A 24306-nucleotide genomic window follows, 5' to 3' on the forward strand; every position below is an offset into this window, starting at 1 on the left:
GCGCTCGTGTGGTGGGGCGAGCCGGGTATCGGCAAGTCGGTCGCCCCTGTCGGCTACGGCCCGGTGAGCACCTTCACTGCCGGAGACCGGTGCGCGAGGCCTCCTCGACCCGGGCGATCAGGCGGCTGTTGTGGACGGCGTGGTCGAATCCCGGGGTGTGGTGGGTCCCGTTCGTGAGGTCGCGCGCCAGGCTGGCATACACCTCGCTCACGTTGATGGACGCGCCCCTCCAGATCTCGGCGGCGGTGGGTCCGGTGCCGGTGGCGACCGGGCTGTCGGGCGCGGTGAAGTCCACGCTCGACGAGAGCGCGAGGTCGCCGACCTGAACACCCGCGGGGTGATCGCCGGTCAGCTTCAGCCAGCCGTCCGACCCGCGTACTTCCAGGCTGAAGTGGGCGTCGGACGCGGGCACGCCCGCCAGGATCTGCACCCCGACCGGCGCCCCCGAGGAGGTCTTGGCGATGGCGTCGAGGTGGTCCGGGACTTCCCGGACGGACATCGCGCCCGTGTCCACCAGCTTCACCTGCGGCCAGAGGAGTTCCGTGCGCGCATCGACTTCGGTGATGTCACCGAGAACGGCTTCGACGACATCCAGAACGTGGCCCGCCGCGATGGTCAGGAAGCTCGCTCCCGCCGCCGCCTTGTCGAAGTACTCGTACGCGCTCACCGACTCCGGGCCGTTGCCGAACGTCGTCGCAGCGACTCGTGCCGAGAGCAGCCGCGCGAGCCGGCCCTGCGCGATGATCTCCGCCGCGCGGCGGACCGAGGGATTCAGCCGGCCCTGCAGACCGATCGCCGTGTGGAGCGAGCCGGCCGCGCCGGCCATCTCTTCCGTCTGCGCAACGGTCGCGCCCAGCGGAGACTCCGCATACACGGCCTTGTTCGCCGCGAGGGCCGCCAGGACGAGGTCGCGGTGTGCCGGGACCTTGACAGCCACGGTGATGAGGTCGATCGACGGATCGCGGATGAGGTCGAACGGATCGGCGAACCAGCGCTCGGCGCCGAACGCTTCGGCCGCGTTGCGGGCACTCTCCTCGTGCCGTGTCGCCACCCCCGCCAGGTGGAGGTCCGGCTGTGCCGCCAGCGCGGGGATGTGCGATGCCCCGGCCCAGCTCGCCTTTGTGTCCGCACCGATAATGCCGACACGAATCACGCTGCTTGACATGTCGTAGTGCTCCGCTTCTTTCCTTGCAGAAGGAATGACGTGGATCAGCCCGGTCCGCCACTTGCGGCGTGGACCGACCCGGTGCTTGTCTCACTGGTCGATGGCGGCCATGTCGGGCTCGGAATGGCGTTCTCCCGACGCCGGTGTGAGGTTTTTGAGACGGGTGATCTGGTCTGCGGTGAGCCGGATTCCATCGGCGGCGGTGTTCTCCTCAAGCCGGTCGATGTGCTTCGTCCCCGGAACAGGGGCGATGCCGTCTCCCTGAGCGAGCAACCAGGCCAGAGCGACCTGCGCGGGCGTGGCCGCCACCTCATCGGCGATCTCGCGTACCTGGTCGACGATGCGCAGATTGCGCGTGAGGTTGTCGCCGGTGAACCGAGGATTGGTACGACGCCAGTCGGCGGCGTCCAGGCCGTCCAGGGTGCGGATGCCGCCGGTGAGAAAGCCGTGCCCCAGCGGTGCATAGGGAACCAGTCCGATGCCGAGCTCACGCAGCGTGGGCAGCACGTCGGCCTCGGGGTCTCGTGTCCACAGCGAGTACTCGGTCTGGACGGCGGCCAGTGGGTGAACCGCATGGGCCCGGCGGATGGTCGCCGCAGCCGCCTCCGACAGCCCGATATGGCGGACCTTGCCGGCGTCCACCAACTCACTCAACGCTCCCACCGTCTCCTCGATGGGAGTGCCCGGGTCGACCCGGTGTTGGTAGTACAGGTCGATGTGGTCGGTTCCGAGCCGCCGCAGCGACCCGTCAACGGCCGCGCGAACGTTGGCGGGGGTGCTGTCCGGGCCCGGTCGGCCGGTGTGGGAGACGAGGCCGAACTTGGTGGCGAGAACGACCTCGTCCCGGCGCTTCCTGACCGCGCGGCCCACCAGTTCCTCGTTGACGTAGGGCCCGTACACCTCGGCGGTGTCCAGATGGGTGACGCCGAGATCCACAGCGCGCTGAAGGGTACGGATCGACCGGGCGTCGTCCCGGCCGGCGCCGGTGTAGAACGCGGACATGCCCATGGCACCCAGGCCGATGCGCGAGACCTCGAGCTCTCCGAGCGACGTGAACTGCATCGGTTTGTCCTTTCCCGTATCCATCCGGCGGCCCCGCCACGGCGCACTGCGCCGCCAGCGGTGACGCGCTCAGGTGGCAGCGAAGAACTTGATGCGTCAATAACTACACGGTCAAACTTGACGCGTCAACAAGGGGTCCTAGTATGGCCTCATGGCGAGTACCGCAGACGGCACCAACGGGCGACGCCGCCGACGTCCGCAGAACGGGTCGGCGCCCGGGGCAACGGCGCCTGCCGAAGGAGGCTCCGGCTCGGAAGAGCCCACTGGCCCGGTTGCCGAAACGCGATGGCTGAACGAAGAGGAGCGGGCGGCATGGCTGGCCAACTCCGCGATCATGATCAGCCTGCCGGCCGCGCTGGACGCGCGGATGCAGCGCGAGGCTCGGCTGACCTTCTTCGAGTACATGGTGCTCTCCGTCCTCTCCGAACAGCCGGCTCGCACACTGCAGATGAGCGCCCTGGCCGCGCGAACGGCGGCGTCGCTGTCGCGGCTGTCGCACGTCGTCGGACGGCTGGAGAAGCGCGGACTCCTCGCACGGGCCCGGATCCCCGGTTCCGGGAGACGCACCAACGCGACGCTGACCGATGCCGGTTACGAGGTGGTCGTGGCAGCGGCGCCGGGACATGTCGCCGCAGTCCGCGAGTACCTGATCGATGAACTCGAGCCCCACGAGCTGGCGACACTGCGCCGCATCGGCGCCGCGGTCGACTCCGCCATCAAGCGCGAACAGCTCGGCGCGGGCTCTGCGGCGCCGACTCCGCCCGAAACACCGACGACCCGCGGTGGACGGCGGCGTACCGCGGACTGATGCAGGAGCAGCGCCACGCGACGGTGACGCCGGCTACTTCCGGCTCTTCCGGCAGGGGCCGCCGGCCCGGTGGCCGGAGGGGCGGATGCGGATGACTGAACTGACGCGGTGGCCGGGGCGAGGGTCCGGGGTGCCCGGGACAGTCCAGCGGGCGGGTGGGCTGGTCCGGTGGGTGGGGTTGTCGGGTCCCCGGTGCCGCGTGCCGTGCCCCCGGGGGCCGGCACGCGGCGGGGGGCCTGGTCAGGGGTAGCTGACCAGGTTGGCCACGTTTGTCTGGGGGTTCGACGGGCCGCCCGTGTCGTTGATGACGTGGTTGATCGTTCCCGTGCCGCCCAGGGACACGGTCACCATGCTGCGGAACGTCACCTCCGGGTGCTGCGGTGCCTCAATGGCGCGTTCCGCCGTGACCGACGGGTTGGCGCTGAAGAAGCAGTAGCTGCCCAGGCCGTGGGCCTCGTGGCTGGTGACGGAGTCGGCCACCTTGTACGCGGGGTAGCCCAGGGTGTCGCCGTTCATCCAGGCGCCCTGGTCCGGCGGGTCGTACGGCATCTCGTTCTGGTAGAAGTACGTGCGCCCGCCGTTGCCGTTCCAGATCGTCTGGGTCTTCTGGTAGTGCTCGACGAAGAGGCCGTACATGGTGACGTCGTCGCCGTTGACCACCAGGCCCGTGTCGGCCGTGTTGGTGCCCCAGCCGATGCCGTCCCCGTGGTCGCCGCGCCACAGCCACAGGTGGTCGGCGATCACGTCGGAGCTGTTGACGACCAGGCTGGTGGTCGCCTTGCCCACGCCGGGGCCGCCGATGCGGAAGAACACGTCGTGCAGCGAGATCGGGTCGGCCGCGTGGTCCTGGCCCGAGCCCTCGGTGCCGATCGTCATCAGGGTCTCGGAGTTGTCGGGGCCGGCGTCGACGAGCAGGCCCGCGATCCTGACGCCGTCGACGTCCGCGACCGTGATCGCGGTGATGCCGCCGTCCGGGATGAGCGTGGCCAGGCCGAGGCCCAGGACGACGGTGCCGGGTTCGGTGACGTTCAGGGGCTGGTCGAGGTGGTAGACGCCCGGGGTGAACAGCAGGTGCCGGCCCTGGGACAGGGCGTCGTTCAGCTCCGTCGTGGGGGTGTCCGGGGTGGCGATGAGGAAGTCGCCGATCGGTACGGACTCGCCCTCGGTGCCCGACGCCCAACTGATGCCCTGGCTGTCCGTGCGCAGCGCGGGGACGAAGACGTGGAAGTCGCCGGCGTCGTCGGCGTACAGGAAGGGCTTCTCGCGTACCAGCGGCGTGCTGTCGACGCGGGTGTACGGCGGGTCGGGGAAGTCGCCGCCGGGGGCGTTGACGGCGCCGACGAAGACCATGTTCCAGTTCGAGCCGTCCCAGCTCGCCCACTCGGTGTTCCGGGACAGCCACTGCTGCTGCGAGCCGGACCGCACCTGGCCGTCGATCTTCGTGTCGGCCATGAAGCCCCCGCTGGACCAGCCGCCGTCGTCCAGCACCAGGTCGCCGCGCACGTGCATGCGGCGGTACGGGGCGGCCTGGGAGACCGCCCAGCGGTCGGCGCCGCCCGCGGGGGTGACGGAGAGGTTCTCGGCGCAGCGCCAGAAGTTGTGCGTGGCGTTGCCGTCGAACCAGTCGGCCTCGACGTGCACGGCTCCCTGGATCGTGACGTCGTCGGGCGAGAGGCCGAGGCCGGCGACGTGGGTGTAGTAGCCGACGTTGACGTCCACGTCGTACGTACCGGGGAGGAAGAGGAACGCGTGCCTGCCGGGGCCGAACTGGGCGGTCTCCTGCTCGGCGAAGACCGCGTCCACCCGGTCCTGGATCTCCTGGGCGGACATCGACGGGTCGAAGATCGCGACGTTCGGGCCCAGGTCGGGGGCGGCGGCCGGGCGGGCGGACGCGGTGTCGCCCGGTCCCGCCAGCGCCTTTGCGGCGCCGAAGACCCCGGCGCCGACGGGGGCGAGGGCGAGGGAGGCGAGGACCGTGCGCCGGGTGGTGCCGCGCGGGGTGGCGTGTTCTGCCATGGTGTCGAACCTCGGTGTGGGGGGTGGGGGGTGGACGCGATGGCCGGCCGGGGGAGGGATGCGCCGCCCGCGGCTCTCGGCGCCGATGCCACGCGCATGACAGCTTGAGGGGGACCGGCTCGCGCCGGAAGCTGTGAGGTACAGGAGTTAATTCACGTAGTGAGTTAAGGGGGTGGCGGTGGGGGTGTCAAGGGTCAGGTACGGACCAATGGCGGGCCTTGCGCTTCGGCCGCCGGGCCTCCGAACGGCCGCCGCGCCCTGGGGAGATGACGTACGGGGGGTCATGCCGGGGGCCTCTCGTCAGGTGCGGGGAGGCGCAGGGTGTCCTGTTCACCGTCGGGCCACGTCACCTCCGTGAACAGGGTGGTCCCCTCGCCACGGACGGTGATCCGGGGGAGCGCCGCGGGGTCGCCGGCGCCGAGGTGGATCAGGGCGACGTGGACGGTGCCGTGGGCGGCCGGGCCCGCGGTTTCGAGGACGGGGGTGGCGGACGCGGGGCCGAGGGCGTTGCTGTCGGTGCCCGGGATCACGGTGGCGTGGGGCAGCCCCGCGGCGCCGGTGACGAGCGAGACCAGGCCGTCCGCGCCGGCCACGCGCGCCGTGCCCGGGGGCGTACGGTCCGCGGTGGGCCCGGACTGCGCGTCGACCGCCAGGGCCCAGCCGCCGATACGCAGGACGTGCCCGGTCGTTGCGTCGTCGCCGGTGGCGGGGTGCGTCGCGGAGTCGTCCACCGAGCCCGCCGCGGAGTCCCCGGCAGAGTCCGCCGCCGAGTCCCCCGCCGGGTCGACGCGCACCGCCCGCACCTCCACCGAGCCCCGCAGCGCGGAGCCCACGGTGATCCACGGCCCGGGCGCGTACGCCGTGTCCGGGCCGCCGATGGGGGCCCACGTGGCGTCCGCCGGCCAGTGGGCCCGGCTGCGGGACACGGCGGTGGTCTCGCCGACCGCGAGCCTGGTCGACGGGCGGCGGTGCGAGGCGCGGCCGGCGGCGTCGAGGAGGACCACCGCGTTGTCGAGCGGGTCGGCGTCCGCGCAGGCGCCCGGGCCCGCGGTGGGGTCGCCGGGCGTCTCGGGCGCGGTGTGGGTGGAGTAGGCGAAGCGCGCGTAGCAGGGGTCGTCCGCGTGGGGGCGGGCCGGATCGGCGTGGTCGCCGCCGTGGTTGACGACCCGTACGACACCGTCGGCGGCCGTGCCGGAGACGAGCCAGCCGGGCGCCGGCAGCGAGCGGGAGACGTCGGCCCGCTCGACGGCGAGGGGGACCTCCGGCTCTGTCCACACCGGGTGGTCGGGCGGCAGGGCGAGGCCGATGAAGCCCTTGCTCGCCCAGTACGGGGACGCAGGACCGGAGTACGTCTGGAGGATGCCGCGGTACGGCCGGTGCCAGCCGAGCGTGAGCAGCCCGTGCTCGTCGGTGGCGCCGTGCGCCGTGAAGTGGTCGAGCACGCGGTTCGCGAGGGCGCGGGTCTCCCCCGGGGCGAGCGGCGTGGCGTCGAAGAGCGCGCCGGTCCACAGCGAGGCGAGCGCGGCGTGCCGGTACGTCAGCGAGCGGCCCTGGACGAGGGGGGAGCCGTTGGCGCCGACGAGGACCCGCTGGTCCGCGAGGAAGCGGGCGAGCCGCGCCCGGTAGCGGTCGAGCAGCCCGGCCGGCGCCGCGTCGCCGAGGATGCGGCAGAACCACAGGGGGTACAGGTGCATCGCCCACCCGTTGTAGTGGTCGAAGTTGCGGCGCTCGCCGCCGGCCAGGCCGTCGGAGTACCACCCCTCGCCCGCGTACCAGCCGTCGGTCAGCGCGATGGTCCGGTCGAGGTCCTCCTGCCGCCAGGCGCCGCCCGCGGTACGGGCGAACGCCTCGGTGACGCCCTGGAACCAGACCCAGTTGTTGCCGATCATCGGGTCCCCGACCATCGGGGCCAGCCAGTCCAGGACGCGCCGGCGCACCCTGTCCGGCAGCCGGTCCCAGATCCAGGGGCGCGTCTCGTGCAGCGCGAGCGCGACGGAGGCGGCCTCGACCTTGGCCTGGGGGCACTCGGCGAAAACCGGCCAGCGCCGCGGGTGGTCCGGGTCCGTGCCGGCGGTCAGGCCGGCCGCGTACCAGCCGGCGAGGTCGTGCGGGTCGGCGCCCGCCGCCCCCGCCAGCCGGAAGGCGGCCAGCAGGAACGTGCGCGCGAACCCTTCGAGTCCGTCGCTCCGCGTGCCGCTGACGCTCGGCACGCCGGGCAGGTCGATGAGGGAGTGCCCGTCGGTGGCGTACGGCCGCACGGCGAGCAGCATGCGGTCGGCGGTCTGCTCCCAGTGGGCGCGGGCTTCCGTCGCGGTACGGCGCATCAGTAGCACATCTCCTCTGCCGGTCCGAACTAGCCACGCATCGTACGGGCGCGCGGGAGCCGTGACGTGTCGTCTTTTCCGGGGCGAATTGAACGCGTACGGTCAAGTTGTAGACCGCAACGAACCGGAGGACTCCTGCATGCGCCCACGCCGTGCTCTGCTCGTCCCCCTCTCCGCCGCGCTCGCCGCCCTCCTCGCCCTCCCCCTCACCGCCCAGGCCGCCGCACCGCAGCCCGCGCACGGCATCGACATCGACGTGCTCTCCGGCCGCCCCGGCACCGTCACCGGCGGCGACGCCCTGCTCCGCGTCGCCGCCCCCGAGCCGGACGACGTACGGATCGAGCTCAACGGGCGCGACGTGACCCCGCTCTTCGCCCCCGAAGGACCCGGCGCCGTCTCCGGCGTCGTCGAGGGCGTACGTGAGGGGCGCAACACCGTCACCGCCACCGCCCCCGGCCGGCGCCCCGCCCGGCTCACGCTCACCGGCCACCCGGCGCAGGGCCCCGTCTTCTCCGGTCCGCACCAGCGGCCCTTCGTCTGCGAGACCGGCACCTTCCGGCTGCCCGTCGTCGGCGGCACCCTCGGCGACCCCCTCGACGCCGACTGCTCCGCCCGGACGCGCGTCGACTACTTCTACCGGAACACCGCCGGCGTCTACACCGCCTGGCCCGCCGACGCCACCGACTACCCCGCCGACCTGGGCCGGACCACCACCTCGAACGGTCGCACCGTCCCCTTCATCGTGCGCATGGAGACCGGTACCGCCAACCGCGGCATCTACCAGTCCACGATCCTCCACGACCCCCTCGCCGAGCCCGCCCCCGATCCCCGCACCCGCCCGGCCGGCTGGAACGGCCGCGCCGTCTACACCCTCGGCGGCGGCTGCATCGGCGGCTGGTACCGGCAGGGCAACACCACCGGCGGCGTCACCGACACCTTCATGCTCGGCCGCGGGTACGCCCTCATGTCGTCGTCCCTCAACGTCTTCGGCGCCAACTGCCACGACCTGACCGCCGCCGAGACCGCCATGATGGTCAAGGAGCGGTTCACCGAGGCGTACGGGCCCGTCGACCACACCATCGGCTTCGGCTGCTCCGGCGGTTCGTACCAGGCGTACCAGATCGTCGACAACTACCCCGGCATCCTCGACGGCATCCTGCCCGCCTGCTCCTTCCCCGACGTCGGCTTCGCGATGACGAACCGCGTCACCGACACCCGCCTGCTCCTCGAGTACTTCGACGGCGACACCGAACTGGCCTGGACCGAGGAGCAGAAGCGCGCGGTCACCGGCTTCGCCTCCTACGCCGTCGCCACCGGCACCCGGGGCGACGCCGCGCGCATCGACCCGCAGGGGGACTGCGGCGTGCTGCCCGAGGAGCTGCGGTACGACCCGGAGACCAACCCCCGCGGCGCGCGCTGCGACCTCTACGACCACGCCATCAACGTCTACGGCCCCGACCCCCGCACCGGCTTCGCCCGCCGCCCGCTCGACAACGTCGGCGTGCAGTACGGCCTCGGTGCGCTGGCCGCCGGGACGATCGGCAAGGAGCAGTTCCTGGAGCTGAACGAGCGCGTCGGCGGCTACGACCACGACGCCCGCGTCGTCGACGCCCGCACCACCGCCGACCCGATCGCCACCCGTACCGCGTACCGCACCGGCCGGCTCACCAACGGGGGCGGCGGCCTCGCGGACGTGCCGATCATCGAGTACCGCGCGTACGTCGACGACGCTCCCCGCGGCGACACGCACCTGCGCTACTACTCCCTGTCCATGCGCAAACGCCTGGTGAAGGCCAACGGCACCGCGGCCAACATGGTCAGCCTCATGGAGGACGGCCGCTACGGCGGCCAGAGCACCGCCAGCCCGCTCGTTCGCCACTCCCTGACGATGATGGACCGCTGGCTCACGAACCTCGCCGCCGACGCCGCAACCGACGCCGCCGACGACGAAGCCCCGCGGATCGACAAGATCACGGCGGCCAGGCCCGCGGACCTGCGCGAGGGCTGCCTGACCCGGGACGCCGAGCCGCGGTTCGTCGCCGAGGCGCTGGACCGCGACCCGGACAGCACCTGCGAGCGGCTCTACCCGTCGCACTCCTTCCCGCGCGAGGTCGCGGGCGAGGACATCGCCACGGACGTCATCAAGTGCCGTACGCAGCAGCCGCGGCGGGACACGTACGCGAGCGAGTACGGCGTGACCTGGACGGACGCCGAGTGGCGGCGGCTGCGGGACGTCTTCGACCGGGGCGTCTGCGACTACTCCCGGCCGGGGGTGGGACAGCAGGGGCTGGCCGGAACATGGCTGTCCTTCTGAAGGTTTGAGCGGTCGGAGGGACAGAAAGGCTCAGACCGCTCTCATCCGGTTCTCACGGAGCCTCGATAGCCTGCATGCATGACTGGAAAGGCACCCGCAGGGTGGTATCCCGACCCGGACCGGAGCGACGACGGGTCGCCGAGGGAGCGGAGGTGGGACGGTGAGGGCTGGACGGACGAGGTCAGGCCCGCCGCCGTCGCCCCGGATGTCTCTGCGCAGAGCCCGGCGGGGGTGAGCGACGCCCCCACGGAAGTCATATCCGGCGGGTCCGCGGCACCGCTCGGTGCCGAGGGCCCGTACGGGAAGAAGCGCTGGACCGGCCGGCGTCCGCTCGCGCTCGGCGTCGCCATCGGCGTGGCCGCCGCGGCGCTCGTCGGCGGCGGCATCGCCGGCGGGTACGCGCTATGGGGCGGCGACGACGATGACCGGGCCGACGGCGGCCGCCGGATCTCCGGCCCGGACGGCGGACCCGGCGGCTCCGGCGGCGACTCCGGCCGGTCCCCCGCGCCGCAGGACCCCGAGGGCGGCGAGCAGGACCCGGACGACCCCGACGGCGGGCAGCCGCCGATGGAGATCCCCAGCGAGGACGGCTTCGCCACCGACCTGGCCAGCGGCATCAAGATCCCGGTGCCGGACGGCTGGGAGGGGCAGTCGGGGCAGATAGGCGCCTCGGTGTCGGTGGGCGAGTACAAGTGCCCGACCTCGCCGGAGGACACCTGCGTACGCGGCGGGGTGAACTCCGCGCCCGCCCTCGCCCTGGGCATCGACGCGACCAGCCCGAAGACGGTCGCCGAGAAGGACATCGAGCCCAACGCGGAGGCGTCCTACGGCGACGAGGCGTACGGCGGCATCACCTCGCACGACGAGGTGGAGTCCGGCGAGGTCGAGGTCGCCGGCGAGGAGGGCTACCTCGTGCGCTGGAAGGTCGTGACGAAGGAGGGCGACGACGGCTACGTGCAGTCGCTCGCGTTCCCGTCCCCGGCGAACCCGGACACCATGGTCCTCGTACGCGCCGGCTTCGACATCGGCGACGAGGCGCCCGCGCTGGACGAGCTGGACGAGATCACGGACGGCATCGAGGAGTCCGAGGGCGGCGCGGGCCTGCCCGGCGGGGGCGGCCAGCCGGTGAGCCTCGCGCGGCCGTGAGCCGTCGCGCAGCCGCGGGGAGCCGGTTGACCGGTCGCGGTTGAGTCGCCGCGGCCGATACGGCGGATGACCCGCCGGGTGTGAGACACCGCGGCGGCCGGCGTGCTGCGGCGCGGCACGGCGGACACCTCCGGGCCGCCGTGCGGCGCGCCCAGGGGCGTACGTACGGCCCCGGGCACCGCGCCGCGACGCGCGCGTCCGGCCCGTCGCCGGGCCACCGGCGCGGCCCGTCGGCGGAGCACGCCCCGCCCGTGCCGCGCGGCGGCTCACCCGTACAGCCCCTCGATCTCCGTCGCGTACGCCTCCGCCACCGCGTGCCGCTTCACCTTCAGCGACGGCGTCAGCATCCCGTTCTCCTCCGTGAACTCCCCGTCCACGATGACGAAGCTGCGGATCGACTCCGCCCGCGACACCGCCTCGTTCGCGTAGTCCACCGCCCGCTGCACCTCCGCCCGCAGCTCCGGGTCGTCCCGCAGCTCCCCGAGCGGCGTGTCCCGGGGCCGCTTCCGCACCCCCAGCCAGTGCGCCACCGCCTCCGGCTCCAGCGTCACCAGCGCCGCCACGTACGGCCGCCCGTCGCCCACGACCATCACCTGGCCCACCGGCGGCCTGCTGCGCAGCCGGTCCTCCAGCACCGCGGGCGAGACGTTCTTGCCGCCCGTGGTGATGAGGATGTCCTTCTTCCGGCCGGTGATCGTCAGGTAGCCCTCCTCGTCCAGCGCGCCGAGGTCGCCGGTCGCGAACCAGTCGTCGGCCAGCACCTCCCGGGTCGCCTCCGCGTTGCGCCAGTACTCGCCGAAGACGATGCCGCCCTTGACCATCACCTCCCCGTCGTCGGCGATCCGGACCGCCGTCCCCGGCAGCGGCCGGCCCACCGTGCCGGGGCGGGGGCGCAGCGGCGGGGTGACGGTGGCGGCGGCGGTGGTCTCGGTCAGGCCGTAGCCCTCGTAGATGACGATGCCCGCGGCGTAGAAGAAGAGGTTGAGGTTGCGGTCCAGCGGGGAGCCGCCGCTGATGGCGTAGTTGAGCCTGCCACCCAGCTCCTTGCGGATGCGCCGGTAGACCAGCAGCTCGTACAGGCCCCACGCCAGCGAGAGACCGACCCCGGGGCCCCTGCCGGTGCCGAGGAACCTGTTCAGGTGCGCCTCGCCGAAGCGCACGGCGATGCGGTCGGCGCGGTCGAACGACGAGCCGCGGCCGAGCTTCTCGGCCATCTCCCGCCCGGTGTCGTGGATCTTCTCGAACAGGTACGGGACGCCGACGAGGAACGTCGGCTTGAAGACCTTGAACTCCGGGCGCAGCTCGTCCGGTTTGATCGACGGCCAGTGGCCGATCTCGATGCGCGCGGACAGGCAGGCGATCTGGATCGTACGGCCGAGGATGTGGGCCAGCGGCAGGAAGAGGAGCGTCGAGGCGGTCTGCCCGGTGACCTCCTTGAAGATCGGGTGCAGCAGTTCGACGCTGTTGGCGGCCTCGGCGTACAGGTTGCCGTGGGTGAGGACGCAGCCCTTGGGGCGGCCGGTGGTGCCGGAGGTGTAGCAGACGGTGGCGATGGTGTCGGGGGTGAGGGCGGCGCGGCGTTTGCCGATCTCGTCGTCGGGCACGTCCCGGCCGAGTTCCCTGAGCTCGTCGAGGCCGCCCGCGTCGAGCTGCCAGACGCGCGCGTCCGCGGCGGCGGTACGGGCCGTCCGCTCGTTCGCGGCGGTCTCGGTGACGACGAAGCGGGTGCCGGAGTCGCGCAGGATCCACGCGACCTGCTCGGCCGAGGAGGTCGCGTACACGGGTACGGACTGGCCGCCGGCCGCCCAGACGGCGAAGTCCAGCACGCACCACTCGTACCGCGTCCGGCACATGATCGCGACCCGGCCGCCGGGTTCGAGCCCCGCGCCGACGAGCCCCTTGGCCACCGCCGTGACCTCGGCGGCGAACGCCGCGGCGGTGACCGGCACCCACCGGCCGCCGGTCTTGCGGCGGATGACCGCGGCGCCGGGGTCCTCCGCGGCGTTGGTGTAGGGGATGTCGGCGACGGCGCTGCCGCTCGCGGGGGGCGGCGCGGCGAGCCGCGGGGCGGCGGCCTCGCGTACGACGCCGCCGTCGGTGCGGACGTCGACGGGGGCGCGCTCGGCGAGATCCGAGCGCTTCTTCGCGGTCCTGAGATCCTTTCGTACGCCCACGATCGCTCCTTCGGGTAGCGGAGGTTCAGGCTTCGAGCAGCGCCGTGACGCCCTGGCCGCCGGCGGCGCAGACGGAGATCAGACCGCGTACGGGCGCGGCGGCACCGGGCCCGCCGCCGTCGGCATCGCGCTCCGCCGACCGCTCGTGCAGCAGCTTCGCCAGCGTCGCGACGATCCGCCCGCCGGTCGCGGCGAAGGGGTGCCCGGCGGCGAGCGAGGAGCCGGCGACGTTCAGCCGCTCCCGGTCGACGGCGCCCAGCGGGCCGTCCAGGCCCAGGCGCTCCTCGCAGAACACGGGGTCCTCCCACGCGGCGAGGGTGGCGAGCACCTGGGAGGCGAACGCCTCGTGGATCTCGTACAGATCGAGGTCCGCGAGCCTCAGCCCTGCGGCGGCCAGCAGCTTCGGCACGACGTACGCGGGGGCCATCAGCAGCCCGTCCGGTCCCTCGACGAAGTCGACCGCGCCGGTGCGCGCGTGCGTGAGGTACGCCAGCACGGGCAGCCCGCGCGCGGCGGCCCACTCCTCGCTCGCCAGCAGCACGGTGGCCGCGCCGTCGGTCAGCGGGGTGGAGTTGCCCGCGGTCATGGTGGCGTCCGGCTCCGCGGCGCCGAACACCGGCCCCAGGCGCGCCAGTTTCTCCGGCGTGGAGTCGGGGCGCAGGTTCTCGTCGCGGTCCAGTCCGCGGAAGGGCGTGAGCAGGGAGTCGAAGAAGCCCGCGTCGTACGCCGCGGCGAGCCGGCGGTGGCTGGCGGCGGCCAGCTCGTCCTGCGCGGCGCGCGGCACCCGCCACTCGCGGGCGGTGCGCGCGGCGTGCTCGCCCATCGAAAGACCGGTGCGCGGCTCGGCGTTGCGCGGGATGTCGGGGACGACGTGCCGCGGGCGGAGGCCGGCGAGGGCGGCGACGCGCCGGCCGGGCGACTTCTGCCGCCGGGCGCGGAGCAGCACGCGGCGCAGACCGTCGTTGAGGCCGAGCGGCGCGTCGCTCGCGGTGTCGACGCCGCCGGCGACGCCCGCGTCGATCTGGCCGAGCGCGATCTTGTTGGCGACGAGCAGCACGGCCTGGAGGCCGGTGCCGCACGCCTGCTGAATGTCGTACGCGGGGGTGCGGTGGTCGAGCCCGCTGCCGAGGACGACCTCGCGCGCGAGGTTGAAGTCCCGGCTGTGCTTGAGCACGGCGCCGGCGACGAACTCGTCGAGCAGTGCGCCGCGCAGCCCGTACCGCTCGACGAGGCCGTCGAGGGCGGCGGAGAGCATCTCCTGGTTGGACGCGGTGGCGTACGCGCCGTCCGCGCGGGCGAAGGGGATCCGGTTGCCGCCGACGATCGCGACGCGGCGCGCGCCGCCGCCGGTACGTACGCCCGGCTGCGCCGGTGTGGTCATCGCTGCGCTCCGTCCCTCGCTTGCCCGCGGCTTCTTGTGCCGTGGGGGGCTCCGTTCCTACGCTTCCTTACTCCGGAGTAAACTTACTCAGGCGTAAGGGGAAAGCCAATGGCCGATCGCTACCAGAAATTCACGAGCCGCGGAGCCGGGGCCTTCGTCGCCAAGCGGCTCGGCCTGCCGCGGCCCGCGCGACTGGAGCGGTACCGGCCGGGGCGGCCCGTGGCCCGCGGGCCCGTCGTGCTCGGCGGCGCGGCCGGCGGCCGGATGCGCAAGACGCTGCGTGAGCTGCTGGACGCGGCGGGCGCGGACGTCGCGGAGGCCGGGTCCGAGGAGGCCGTACGGGCCGGGGCGCTGGTCTTCGACGCCACCGGCATCGACTCCTCCGCGCGGCTGCGGGAGCTCTACGACTTCTTCCACCCCCGGATACGATCACTCGCGCCCTGCGGGCGCGTCGTGGTCGTCGGCACGCCGCCGGAGGACGCCGCCGCACCCGGGGAGGCGGTGGCGCAGCAGGCGCTCGACGGGTTCGTCAGGTCGGTGGGCAAGGAGCTGCGGGACGGGTCGACGGCGCATCTGCTGCTGGTCGCGCCGGGCGCCGAGGGCGGGGTGGAGTCGACGCTGCGGTTCGCGCTGTCGGCGCGCTCGGCGTACGTCTCGGGGCAGGCGCTGCGGGTCACGGGCGCGGCGCCGGTGCCGCGGACGGCGGACTGGGAGCGGCCGTTGGCCGGGAAGACGGCGCTGGTCACGGGCGCGGCGCAGGGGATCGGCGCGGCGGTCGCCGAGACGCTGCACCGGGACGGGGCGCAGGTGGTGTGCCTGGACGTGCCCGTGCAGGGCGCGGAACTGGCGCGGACGGCGGCCCGGGTCGCCGGCGGGGCGCTGGAGCTGAACATCACCGCGCCGGACGCCGCGGCCCGGCTCGCGGCGTACCTGGAAGACCACCACGGCGGCGTCGACGTCGTCGTGCACAACGCGGGCATCACCCGCGACAAGACGCTGGGACGGATGCGCGCCGAGCAGTGGGCGGGGGTCGTCGAGGTCAACCTCACCGCCGTCGAGACCCTCACCGCCCGCCTCCTCGGCGACGGACTGGTGCGCGCGGACGGCCGGATCGTGTGCACGTCCTCGATCAGCGGCATCGCGGGCAACACGGGCCAGACCAACTACGCGGCGAGCAAGGCGGGCCTGATCGGCTACGTTCGGGCCGCGGCCCCGGCGGCGGCCGAACGCGGCGTGACGGTCAACGCGGTCGCGCCCGGGTTCGTCGAGACGCGGATGACCGCGGCGGTCCCGCTGGTCGTCCGCGAGGCGGGGCGCCGCATGAACAGCCTGAAGCAGGGCGGCCTGCCGGTGGACGTGGCGGAGGCGGTGGCGTACCTGGCGGCGCCGGGCAGCGGGGCCGTGACGGGACAGGTGCTGCGGGTGTGCGGCCAGTCGCTGCTGGGGGCGTGAGGTGGAGACACGGGAGTTGAGCAGGGCACCGGGTCTGCTGCCGCTGTACGCGCGGGCGGTGGTGCCGAAGCGGCGGGGACGGGCGGCGTACGGGGCGGAGACGGAAGCCGGTGCTGCGGGAGAGACGGGAGCCGTCGCCCGGCCGCCCGCCGTACCCGAACGCCGCCTGGTGCTCCCCGGCGTACGCCCCGACCCCGCCCGGCTGCGCCGCTACGCCGCCGTCTGCGGCTTCCCCGACGAGGGCCGGCTGCCGGCCACGTACCCGCACGTCGTGGCCTTCCCGCTGGCCATGTCCCTCATGACCGCCCGCGACTTCCCCTTCCCGCTGCCCGGCCTCGTCCACCTGGCCAACCGCGTCGAGCACCTGCGCCCCGTCGACGCCGGCGAGCGGCTGACGTACGTCGTCGCGACGGGCCCCGCGCGGCCGCACCCCAGGGGCACCGCGTTCCCCGTCGCCGCCCACGCGCGCCTCGACGGCGAGACGGTGTGGCGCTCGACGAGCACGTACCTGAGCCGCGGCCCCGGCCGCGGCCGCGGCACCGGAACCGGCACCGGGGAGGCGTCCGCCCACGGCACCGGGGCGCCGGACCTCACCGGCGCGGCGCGGCGGGAGACCTGGCACCTGCCGGGCTCGCTGGGCCGCGCGTACGCCGCCGCCTCCGGCGACCGCAACCCCATCCACCTGCACCCGCTGGCCGCCCGGCTGTTCGGCTTCCGGCGCGCGGTCGCGCACGGGATGTGGACCAAGGCGCGCTGCCTGGCGGCGCTGGCGGACGAGCTGCCCGGGGCGTACACGGTGGACGTGGCGTTCCGCGCGCCGGTGCTGCTGCCGGCGGCGGTGGGCTTCCGCGCGGAGCGGACCGGACACGCGGCGGGCGGCTGGGAGTTCGACGTACGGGACGCGGACGGCGCCCGCGCGCATCTGCGCGGCGCCCTCTCACCCCTCGGCGGCTGACGCGCCCGGCGGCGGTGGCGGCGGGGTCCAGGTTTCGCCGCCGAGCACGTTGCGCATGCCCACCCAGATCATGTTCATGAGCCGCCGCGTCATGCCCTCCGGCGACTCGGCGGGGTGCTCGGCCATCCAGTCCGTCAGCGCGTCCGCCGCGCCGACGATGGCGTGCGCGACGAACTCGGCGTCCTCGTCCCCGAGCCGGGCGGGCCCGCCGTTCTCCTCGATCCCGGTCCGTACCAGCGCGGTGACCTCGGCCATCACCGCGCGCCGCGCCTGCGCCGACTCGGCGGCGATGGCCTCGCTCAGCTCGGCGGCGTGCCGGTGCAGCACGACCCATCCGTCGCGGTGCTCGGAGACGAACGAGAAGAACGCGCGCAGCCCCGCCCGCAGCCGCAGCTCCGGCGTGAGCACCCCCTCCGCGGCCCCCTGGAACGCGGCCACGAGCCGCTCCGCCTCGCGCCGCAGGCAGGCGATGAACAGCCCTTCCTTGGACTCCAGATAGAGGTAGACCATCGGCTTGGAGATCCCGGCGAGCTCGGCGATCTCGTCCACGGAGGCGGCGTGGTAGCCGCGCTTGGAGAAGACCTGTACCGCCACGTCGATGATCTGCTGCTCCCGTACCTGCCGGGGGAGCCGCTGCCTGCGCTTTTCGGTCACGCTTGCGAGCCTACTCTGCCCCCTCCTATATTTAACTACTCGGTAAGTCTACTGTTCGGTAAGAAAAGATGGGGTGTGCAGATGACCGACGACACGCCGGGCCTGGAGGGCCTGGACCTCGCCGCGGTGTCTCCCGACGAGTACGCGCGCATCATCAGGGGCCTGTCCTCGCGGGAGATCGAGGAGCTGGGCCGGGACGAGGCGCTGCGCGGCCGGGTCGTCGGGGAGGTCTTCGGGCGGATGGAGCAGCAGTTCCAGCCGGAGAGGGCCGGGGACCTGGACGCGGTCATCCGCTGGCAGATCGCGGGCGTGACCGAGGTGGTGTACGACGTCACGGTGTCGGGCGGCGCCTGTGCCGTGCGGGAGGGGCGCGGCGACCGGCGGCCACGGGTGACGCTGGAGATGGGTGACGAGGAGTTCCTGAAGGTCACGTCCGGGAACGCCGGGCCCGTCAAGCTGTTCATGACGCGGAAGTTGAAGGTCACCGGCGACGTGGCGCTCGCGCTGAAGCTGACCGGCATGTTCGACATCCCCAAGGCCGGCTGAGCGCGGCGACGCCCCTGTCCCACACGGTCCTGCCCTGCCAGTCGATCAGCTCGGCGGTTTGGTATGTCCCGTGATCGGGCCCGCCGACGGCAGGTCCGCCTGGTCGCGCAGCCACAGCGCCCGCAGCGTCGCCTCCAGCGCGAAGCGGCGGTCGGGCTCGGAGAGCTGCGCGCCGAAGTGCTGGCCGAGGGTGCGCATCCGGTAGCGCACCGTCTGCGGGTGGACGTGGAGTTGCTCCGCGATGCGCCCCGCGGTGCCGCGCGTGGTCAGCCAGACCCGCAGCGTCTCCACCAGCCGTTCGCGCCGGCCGGTCGTCACGGCGGCGAGCGGCTGGAGCTGACGGCCGGCCATCTGCTCCACGAGGGCGGGGTCCGTCAGCAGCCACAGGGTGAGCAGGTGGTCCTCGACCCGTACCGGCGAAGGGGCGCGGATCGCGCCCGAGTCGACCATGTCCAGGGCCTGGCGCGCCCAGCGCAGCGAGTCCGCGGTCCTGTGCAGCGGCACGGTGAGCCCGACGGCCACGCCGGCCGGGCCGAGCGCGACGTCCAGGGCCTCGCGGCGTTCGTCGTCGAACGGGCCGGGGATCAGCAGGTACGGGTGCGGGCCCGCGGTGTCGGCGAGCACGTCGTCGGGGAGCGCGGACGGTGAGGCGAGCCGCTCCGCCGGCGCCAGGGCGGCCGGCGTCACCTCGTCCGGCAACTCCCAGCGGGCCTGCGCGGCGAGGTCCTCGATCGTGTGGCGCGGCACCGGCGGCTCGGCGACCAGCGTCCGCAGCAGCCGCCTGCGCAGGCTCCGCAGCCGCTCCGCCGAGTCGGCCTCCGCCTGCAGGTAGCCCTCCCTGGCCAGCTCCGACAGCTCGTCGATGTAGGCGAACAGGGCGTCGGCGAAGGCGTTCATGACCTGCGAGGCGAGGTGGTTGCGCTCGCCCACGAGCATCGCGCGCCGCCACGCGACCCGGCCGCCGATGCGGTACGCCGACTGCAGGGCGTCGAGGCTCCGGCCCTCCTGCGCCTCGTACCGGCCGAGTCTTCGGTGCACCTCGGCGAGGTTGGCGGCCCGCTTGCGGGGGGTGGCGACCCGGTCGGTGAAGGTGTTCAGCGACTGCCGCACGCCGAGCCGGAGCGCCTGGTCGTATGCCTCGCCCTGCTGGAGACCGTACTCGGGCACCGCGCGGCGGATCGCCGCGACGATCTCGCGGTAGAGGCTCGGTAACTCGGGCCGGATCAGGGCGGCCAGCTCCCGCGGCAGCGGCTCGGGCGGCTCGGCCACTGCGATCGCCTGCACTTCGGACGGCATAGGTCTACCCCTCACGCCGCCGGCGAGGCAGGGGACACCGACCCGGTGGGGGGTGTGCGAGTCAGGTGCCCTCCGGTACGGGTGGTGCCGGCGGCTCACTGTTCGGATGAAGATCCGCGGGCCTCCGGCAGCGCACCGGTGACCGCGGTGTTGCGCGTGGCTCGTCGTGTTACCGGGAGGAACGTTGTAGCGAACACAGAGTGGATGCGGCACTACTCACCGGGCAAGCGCTTGTACGCATCTTTTGTATGCCGGTGATAGTTCGCGGCCCGTGCCCGGCCGCCCGCCCGGCCGGGTGCCGGCTGCCCGCCGCGGCGCTCAGCCGTCGTCGTCCCGCTGCCGCAGATGCAGCGTCCGCACCGCGACCTCCACCGCGAACCGTACGTCGTGGTCGTCCAGTTGCATGCCGAACAACTGGTGGAGTCTGCGCAGCCGGTAGCGCACGGTCTGCGGGTGCACGTGCAGCATCCGCGCCATCCGCGCCGCCGTGCCGCGGGTCGTCAGCCAGACGCGCAACGTGTCGACCAGCCGGTCCCGCCGGACCTGCGTGTGGCCGGCGAGCGGCGCCAACTGCCGGCGGGCCAGCTCCTCGGCCAGCGGCGGGTCGGCCATGAGCCACAGGGTGAGCATGTGGTCGTCGCAGGCGAACACCGGGTCGTCCCGGACGATGCCGGTCTCCGCGTGGCCGAGCGCCTGCCGGGCCCAGCGCAGCGAGTCCGCGGACCTGGCGAGCGGCACCGTCACGCCGATGGCGGCGCGGCAGCCGGCGAGCGACGCGGCCAGCATGGCGCGGCGCTCCGCGGTGAGGGGACCGGGCACGAGCAGGTGCGGCTGCGGGTCGGCGAGTTCGCCGAGCACGTCGGCGTCGAGCGCCCCGGCCTCCGGGCGGCGGTCCGCGGCCAGCGCGACGGGGGTCGCCACCTCGGGCAGCGGCCAGGCGGCCTCCTCGGCGAGTTCGGTGACCGCCGGGTGGGCCGGGAGCAGCGTCCCGCCGGCGAGCAGCAGCCGCAGCAACCGCCGCCGCCGCGCCTCCGCGTCCTCGGGCCCGGACTGCGCCTCCCGGTAGCCCTCGCGGCACAGCTCCTCGATCGCGTCGATGTGGGCGAAGACGGCGTCGGCGAACATCGCCATCAGGGTGGGGGAGATGGTGTAACGGGCGCCCACCGTCTTGGCACGGCGCAGCGCCACGCGGGCGCCGATGCGCAGCGCCGAGCGCAGGTACTGGAAGCTGCGGCCCTCGTACGCCTCGAACCTGCCCAGCCGGCGGCACATTTCGTCCCTGCGGGCGGTCGGGGTTTTCGGGTTCGCCACCTGCTCGACGAATGCGGAGAGATTCTGTTCCACACCTTGGTGCAATACCTCGCCGTACGGGCCTTCCAGTAACTGGTCGTATTCCGGGATGCCCCTCCTGATCTCCTGCGCGATTTCCTCGACGAGGCTGGGCAGTTCCGGCCGCATGATCGCGGCGAACTCGGGCGGCAGCGGCTCGGGCGGCTCGACGAGCCCGGCGGCGGGACCTGCGTCTGGCATCTGCATGGCTCCTCCCACCCGGGGCGGGGCGCCGGCCGACGGGCTCCGTTGCGGGTGGCGCGGTGAGACGGGGCAGTGAGACGGGGCGGTGAGTCGGGTGTGGGGGTGGGCCGTGCCGGGTGCGCGGCCGGGGCCGGACGGGGGCGCACACGTGCCGCGGACCAGCATGCGGCGCGGGGCGGCCGTACGGGAGTGGAACGGCTTCGATTGCGCACCAGGCGACAAATTCCGGCGGCGGGATGCTGCGCGGCTGACAAGAAAATACCCGGCCGTAACGAAGTTCCCCGATTCCCTGTTCGAGGTATTGCGTTCACTTGTTACTCGTACGTAGCGTACCCCCCTGCAAGGCGCTGGTCGGGGCATCCTTTGTGGTCCATGCCGGGCCCGGATCGCTCCACGGTTTCGATTTGCCGCGCGCCGCCTGCTCCCGGGAGGCGGACGGCGCAGCGGCCCAGAACCGTCACTTCAACTCACGAGGGGAATCGCAGTGCGAAGACTCACGAGAAGCGCCGCAGTCGCAGCAACGGCCCTCATGGCGGCCGTCGGCTTCACGGTCAGCTCCGCCTCCGCGACCGCGCAGGCGACCTGGACGGTCTCTCCGGGCGGACCGTTCACGGCTCACTCCGGAAACACCCAACTCGAGGTGCCCAACGCCCTCCTCCTCTGCACCGACTCGGACGCGGTCGGGACGCTCAAGAGCGGGTCGGGCCTGGACGGCGCCGGCATCGGCAGCATCACCAACCTGACGTTCACGAACTGCTCCGTGGCCGGAGTCGTGTTCGACGTCGACACGTCGGTCGCGCTGCCCTGGGAGCTGAACGTCACCGGTGTCGACCCGGCCAACCCCGACCGCGTGCTGGGGTCGATCTCGGGGATCATCGCGAAGATCTCGGACCCGGACGGCATCTGCACGGCGACGTTCGCCGGCCCCGCAGGACCCACCGACGAGGGTGAGGTCACCGGGTACTTCGACAACGCGACCAGCCAGCTCGTGGTGCAGGACGGTGACCTCACCGCCCACGAGGCCGACTGCCTGGGCATCATCAACGACGGCGACCACGCCGCGTTCACGGGCACCTACGACGTCTCGCCGGACCAGACCATCACCCTGGACTGACGCCCGGCAGGCCCGGCCCGGGGCCGCGGCCGACCCGAGTTCCCGGTCGGCCGCCGGTCCCGGGCCCACCGCGTTCCACCCACGCCGGAAGGAGTTCGATGAGTCCACGTACCGGGCGGCTCACCGTGATCGCCATCGGTGCGCTCGTCGCAGGAACGCTCCCGGCTGCCGGCTCGGCGGCCCAGGAGGGGACCGTCTCGGTCTCCGCCGGCTACGTGTGCGAGCCGGCCGGCGGTGGAGCCGTCGACACCACGGTCGAGTTCACGGGGTCCTTCCCGGCGTCCGTACGTCCCGGCGAGGCCATCCGCCCCGGCGATCTGACGATGTCGGCGACGCTGGGCGGCGGGCTGCTGGACGGGTTGCCGGCCGACGAGGGGACGGCCGTCGCCGGGTCGGCGTCGGTCGCCATGACCGTGGCGCAGGGGCAGGAGTCCGCCGACTACCCGTGGGCGGGCGTGACGGCGGAGCCCGCGGAGGTCGCCGCGGACGGGACGGCCACCGTGTCGTTCTCCGGCGGAATGTCGTCGGCGACGGCGGGCGGCTCCGGCGACGTGGTCTTCACCCTGGGCTCGCTGACCCTGGAACTCCAGGGGACCCCGGCGGCGCCGGGCGGCACCTCTTCGCCGCCGGCCGATCCGGCGTCCCCGCCGGACGACCCGGCCGACCCCGCGGCCGCGACCCTCACCTGCGTCGTCGCCGACGGCCAGGACGCCACCCTGGCGACGGTCGCCGGTCAGGACGAGTCCGGCACCCCGGGCGGCGACGACAGCGGCGGCGACAGCGGCGGTGACGACGGCGGTGCGGGGCAGGGCACTCCCGGTGCCGGCGGCACCGGGCCCGGCGGCGCGGACGCCGGCGTGGGAGCCGCTCCCGGGGACGCGCCCGCCGAGACCGTCGACGCCAAGGAGTGCCCCGCGGACCAGCCGCCGACGGCGGAGCTGGACCCCGACCGGCTGATCGAACCCCCGCCGGGCTCGATCATCAGAGACTTCCCGGGCGTCTACAACTGCACGGCCGCGGTCGGCATGGTGAACTCCAAGAAGCTGGACGGCGCGCTCATCGCCAACGATCCGCGCGCCCCGGAAGTCGACAGCGTGCGCGTCATGCTGAACAAGCAGATGATTTTCGGACCCGACTTCTACAACGGCACCCGCAGCGTCGCGGAGTTCACGCTTCCGGACTCCGCGGCAACATTCCTGACCTTCGGATTCATGCCGGTCTCGGGAAAGGTCGAGTTCACGAACGAGCCGATGACGATCGTCACCGAGCAGTTCCGCTTCATCGAGACCAACGAGACCACGGCGGGCTTCTACCAGTCCCTGAGGATCTACGACGTGAAGGTGAACGGGGTGCCGTTGGACGTGGGCGACGACTGCCGCACGAGCCGGCCCCTCGACGTCGTACTCAAAGGCAAGTATCCGGACTACCAGGTTTTCATCGGCGGCACGTTGAAAAGCCTGGTGACGGTGCCGCCCTTCACCGGTTGCGGCACGGGCGGTGAAGACCTGGACGCCGTCTTCACGGCGGCTCTCTCCGGCCCCGGAAACTACGTCGAGCTGGAACAGTCCAGGCTGTGCAGGAGTCCGTGCAAGCCGGTGGTCCCCGATCTGCCCGTCCACGACTGAGCGCGAGACTCGCCCGGTTCCCTCCCTCCGCGAGGGAAGCCGGGCGAGCCGTCGTCTCCGGACGTCAGCCCGTCGGCGCCTGCGCGGCGCCGAGCTTCAGACTGATGGTGTTCCCCTCACCCGGGATGATCGCGTTGATCAGGGGGGTGGCGAGCAGGCAGTGCTCGAAGTCGGGAATCGCGTACGTGCCGCTGAGCGTGCCGCCCCTGAACGGGTTGAACCCCGGGTCCGACTTCAGGGCTATCTCGGCGGGCACCTCGGTCTGGCAGCGGCTGCCCACCCAGATCGGCAGCCCGGCGACCTTCAGCTCGGTGATCCGCAGCGTGAGCTTCGAGACGGTGTTGACCTCGCCGGTGGCGTTGCTGATGGTGCCCGCGGTGGGCTCGGTCTCGATGAACTCGGTGGTCGCCGTCGCCGGGATCAGGTCGAGCGTCTTGAACGACCCGGTGGCCGGCGGCAGCTTGGTGTTCGCGGTGAGCGCACCGGTGGCCAGGTCCACGGTGGTCTCCAGCTTCCCCGGGCCCAGTTCGAGGTCCGAGTCGGTGCCCGCGAGGTGCGTCGTGCCGGACAGCGGATAGTCGAGCCGCACGGGCGCGGCGTTCGCCGTGCCCGAGGTGGCTACGGTGAAGCCCGCCGCCGCGAGCAGCGCCAGTACCGCGCGGCTCAGATTCCTCTGCCCTCTCGACAGAGTCAACCGTCTGGCCATCGAGAATCTCCTCAATGTCGTTGTGGGGAGCCCGC

General features: G+C 73.2%; 18 protein-coding genes. 8 read left to right on the forward strand and 10 right to left on the reverse strand.

All coding sequences use genetic code 11. The features are described 5' to 3' along the window. Positions 1 to 73 precede the first annotated feature (73 nt). Both O7599_RS24420 and O7599_RS24425 read right to left on the reverse strand, forming a co-directional pair. On the reverse strand, positions 74 to 1165 hold the full coding sequence (locus tag O7599_RS24420; protein WP_281617750.1) for a Gfo/Idh/MocA family oxidoreductase: 1092 nt from the start codon (positions 1163 to 1165) through the stop codon (positions 74 to 76). 90 nt (positions 1166 to 1255) lie between these two features. After that, entirely contained in the window at positions 1256 to 2227 is a 972-nt protein-coding gene (locus tag O7599_RS24425; RefSeq protein WP_281617751.1) for an aldo/keto reductase, read from the reverse strand. Positions 2228 to 2378: 151 nt separating this feature from the next. Here O7599_RS24425 and O7599_RS24430 point away from each other — a divergent pair, with 151 nt between their 5' ends. Continuing rightward, positions 2379 to 3035: a MarR family transcriptional regulator gene (locus O7599_RS24430; RefSeq protein ID WP_281617752.1), complete on the forward strand. Its 657-nt coding sequence runs from the start codon at positions 2379 to 2381 to the stop codon at positions 3033 to 3035. A gap of 240 nt (positions 3036 to 3275) precedes the next feature. On the opposite strand, the gene O7599_RS24435 is transcribed toward O7599_RS24430, so the two are convergent. Continuing rightward, positions 3276 to 5051, reverse strand: a complete 1776-nt coding sequence (locus O7599_RS24435; protein WP_281617753.1) for a coagulation factor 5/8 type domain-containing protein — start codon at positions 5049 to 5051, stop codon at positions 3276 to 3278. 281 nt (positions 5052 to 5332) lie between these two features. Continuing rightward, on the reverse strand, positions 5333 to 7375 hold the full coding sequence (locus O7599_RS24440) for a DUF2264 domain-containing protein (protein WP_281617754.1): 2043 nt from the start codon (positions 7373 to 7375) through the stop codon (positions 5333 to 5335). A 139-nt stretch (positions 7376 to 7514) separates the two neighbouring features. On the opposite strand from O7599_RS24440, the gene O7599_RS24445 reads away from it, so the two are divergent. Then, a complete protein-coding gene (locus O7599_RS24445; protein WP_281617755.1) occupies positions 7515 to 9689 on the forward strand; it encodes a DUF6351 family protein in 2175 nt (724 codons plus the stop codon). A gap of 78 nt (positions 9690 to 9767) precedes the next feature. Beyond that, complete coding sequence (locus O7599_RS24450) at positions 9768 to 10835, forward strand: DUF2510 domain-containing protein (protein ID WP_281617756.1); 1068 nt, start codon at positions 9768 to 9770, stop codon at positions 10833 to 10835. A gap of 266 nt (positions 10836 to 11101) precedes the next feature. Here the strand turns inward: O7599_RS24450 and O7599_RS24455 are convergent, their stop codons facing one another. Further along, entirely contained in the window at positions 11102 to 13009 is a 1908-nt protein-coding gene (locus O7599_RS24455; RefSeq protein WP_281617757.1) for a long-chain fatty acid--CoA ligase, read from the reverse strand. 25 nt (positions 13010 to 13034) lie between these two features. Further along, positions 13035 to 14390, reverse strand: coding sequence for an acetyl-CoA C-acetyltransferase (locus O7599_RS24460; RefSeq protein WP_281617758.1), 1356 nt, complete (start codon positions 14388 to 14390; stop codon positions 13035 to 13037). 108 nt (positions 14391 to 14498) lie between these two features. Between O7599_RS24460 and O7599_RS24465 the strand changes: the two genes are divergently transcribed. Both O7599_RS24465 and O7599_RS24470 read left to right on the forward strand, forming a co-directional pair. Beyond that, positions 14499 to 15842 (forward strand): 3-oxoacyl-ACP reductase, encoded by a 1344-nt coding sequence (locus tag O7599_RS24465; protein ID WP_281617759.1) that lies wholly within the window; start codon positions 14499 to 14501, stop codon positions 15840 to 15842. Between the two features lie 16 nt (positions 15843 to 15858). Further along, the gene (locus tag O7599_RS24470) at positions 15859 to 16797 is read left to right on the forward strand and encodes a MaoC/PaaZ C-terminal domain-containing protein (protein WP_281617760.1); all 939 of its coding nucleotides are present in this window, start codon (positions 15859 to 15861) and stop codon (positions 16795 to 16797) included. On the opposite strand, the gene O7599_RS24475 is transcribed toward O7599_RS24470, so the two are convergent. Continuing rightward, positions 16780 to 17451 carry a TetR/AcrR family transcriptional regulator gene (locus tag O7599_RS24475; protein WP_281617761.1) on the reverse strand — a complete coding sequence of 224 codons (672 nt, stop codon included), beginning with the start codon at positions 17449 to 17451 and terminating at the stop codon, positions 16780 to 16782. The two genes, O7599_RS24470 and O7599_RS24475, sit on opposite strands and share 18 nt — an antisense overlap. 81 nt (positions 17452 to 17532) lie before the next feature. Here O7599_RS24475 and O7599_RS24480 point away from each other — a divergent pair, with 81 nt between their 5' ends. After that, a complete protein-coding gene (locus O7599_RS24480; protein ID WP_281617762.1) occupies positions 17533 to 17997 on the forward strand; it encodes an SCP2 sterol-binding domain-containing protein in 465 nt (154 codons plus the stop codon). A gap of 45 nt (positions 17998 to 18042) precedes the next feature. On the opposite strand, the gene O7599_RS24485 is transcribed toward O7599_RS24480, so the two are convergent. Next, positions 18043 to 19293, reverse strand: coding sequence for a helix-turn-helix domain-containing protein (locus tag O7599_RS24485; RefSeq protein WP_281617763.1), 1251 nt, complete (start codon positions 19291 to 19293; stop codon positions 18043 to 18045). A gap of 318 nt (positions 19294 to 19611) precedes the next feature. Next, positions 19612 to 20823, reverse strand: a complete 1212-nt coding sequence (locus O7599_RS24490; protein ID WP_281617764.1) for a PucR family transcriptional regulator — start codon at positions 20821 to 20823, stop codon at positions 19612 to 19614. 532 nt (positions 20824 to 21355) lie between these two features. Between O7599_RS24490 and O7599_RS24495 the strand changes: the two genes are divergently transcribed. Both O7599_RS24495 and O7599_RS24500 read left to right on the forward strand, forming a co-directional pair. Continuing rightward, positions 21356 to 21940, forward strand: coding sequence for a hypothetical protein (locus tag O7599_RS24495; RefSeq protein ID WP_281617765.1), 585 nt, complete (start codon positions 21356 to 21358; stop codon positions 21938 to 21940). A gap of 98 nt (positions 21941 to 22038) precedes the next feature. After that, the gene (locus tag O7599_RS24500; RefSeq protein WP_281617766.1) at positions 22039 to 23565 is read left to right on the forward strand and encodes a DUF6801 domain-containing protein; all 1527 of its coding nucleotides are present in this window, start codon (positions 22039 to 22041) and stop codon (positions 23563 to 23565) included. 64 nt (positions 23566 to 23629) lie between these two features. Here the strand turns inward: O7599_RS24500 and O7599_RS24505 are convergent, their stop codons facing one another. Next, entirely contained in the window at positions 23630 to 24271 is a 642-nt protein-coding gene (locus O7599_RS24505; RefSeq protein ID WP_281617767.1) for a hypothetical protein, read from the reverse strand. Positions 24272 to 24306: the final 35 nt, after the last annotated feature.

Source organism: Streptomyces sp. WMMC500 (assembly GCF_027497195.1).
In the GTDB taxonomy this organism is placed as follows: domain Bacteria; phylum Actinomycetota; class Actinomycetes; order Streptomycetales; family Streptomycetaceae; genus Streptomyces.

What these genes read in the sequence shown, in the direction of transcription:
- O7599_RS24420 (WP_281617750.1), bottom strand. Translation starts at nt 1,165, where the DNA reads ATGTCAAGCAGCGTGATTCGTGTCGGCATTATCGGTGCGGACACAAAG.
- O7599_RS24425 (WP_281617751.1), bottom strand. Translation starts at nt 2,227, where the DNA reads ATGCAGTTCACGTCGCTCGGAGAGCTCGAGGTCTCGCGCATCGGCCTG.
- O7599_RS24430 (WP_281617752.1), top strand. Translation starts at nt 2,379, where the DNA reads ATGGCGAGTACCGCAGACGGCACCAACGGGCGACGCCGCCGACGTCCG.
- O7599_RS24435 (WP_281617753.1), bottom strand. Translation starts at nt 5,051, where the DNA reads ATGGCAGAACACGCCACCCCGCGCGGCACCACCCGGCGCACGGTCCTC.
- O7599_RS24440 (WP_281617754.1), bottom strand. Translation starts at nt 7,375, where the DNA reads ATGCGCCGTACCGCGACGGAAGCCCGCGCCCACTGGGAGCAGACCGCC.
- O7599_RS24445 (WP_281617755.1), top strand. Translation starts at nt 7,515, where the DNA reads ATGCGCCCACGCCGTGCTCTGCTCGTCCCCCTCTCCGCCGCGCTCGCC.
- O7599_RS24450 (WP_281617756.1), top strand. Translation starts at nt 9,768, where the DNA reads ATGACTGGAAAGGCACCCGCAGGGTGGTATCCCGACCCGGACCGGAGC.
- O7599_RS24460 (WP_281617758.1), bottom strand. Translation starts at nt 14,390, where the DNA reads ATGACCACACCGGCGCAGCCGGGCGTACGTACCGGCGGCGGCGCGCGC.
- O7599_RS24465 (WP_281617759.1), top strand. Translation starts at nt 14,499, where the DNA reads ATGGCCGATCGCTACCAGAAATTCACGAGCCGCGGAGCCGGGGCCTTC.
- O7599_RS24480 (WP_281617762.1), top strand. Translation starts at nt 17,533, where the DNA reads ATGACCGACGACACGCCGGGCCTGGAGGGCCTGGACCTCGCCGCGGTG.
- O7599_RS24485 (WP_281617763.1), bottom strand. Translation starts at nt 19,293, where the DNA reads ATGCCGTCCGAAGTGCAGGCGATCGCAGTGGCCGAGCCGCCCGAGCCG.
- O7599_RS24490 (WP_281617764.1), bottom strand. Translation starts at nt 20,823, where the DNA reads ATGCCAGACGCAGGTCCCGCCGCCGGGCTCGTCGAGCCGCCCGAGCCG.
- O7599_RS24495 (WP_281617765.1), top strand. Translation starts at nt 21,356, where the DNA reads ATGGCGGCCGTCGGCTTCACGGTCAGCTCCGCCTCCGCGACCGCGCAG.
- O7599_RS24500 (WP_281617766.1), top strand. Translation starts at nt 22,039, where the DNA reads ATGAGTCCACGTACCGGGCGGCTCACCGTGATCGCCATCGGTGCGCTC.
- O7599_RS24505 (WP_281617767.1), bottom strand. Translation starts at nt 24,271, where the DNA reads ATGGCCAGACGGTTGACTCTGTCGAGAGGGCAGAGGAATCTGAGCCGC.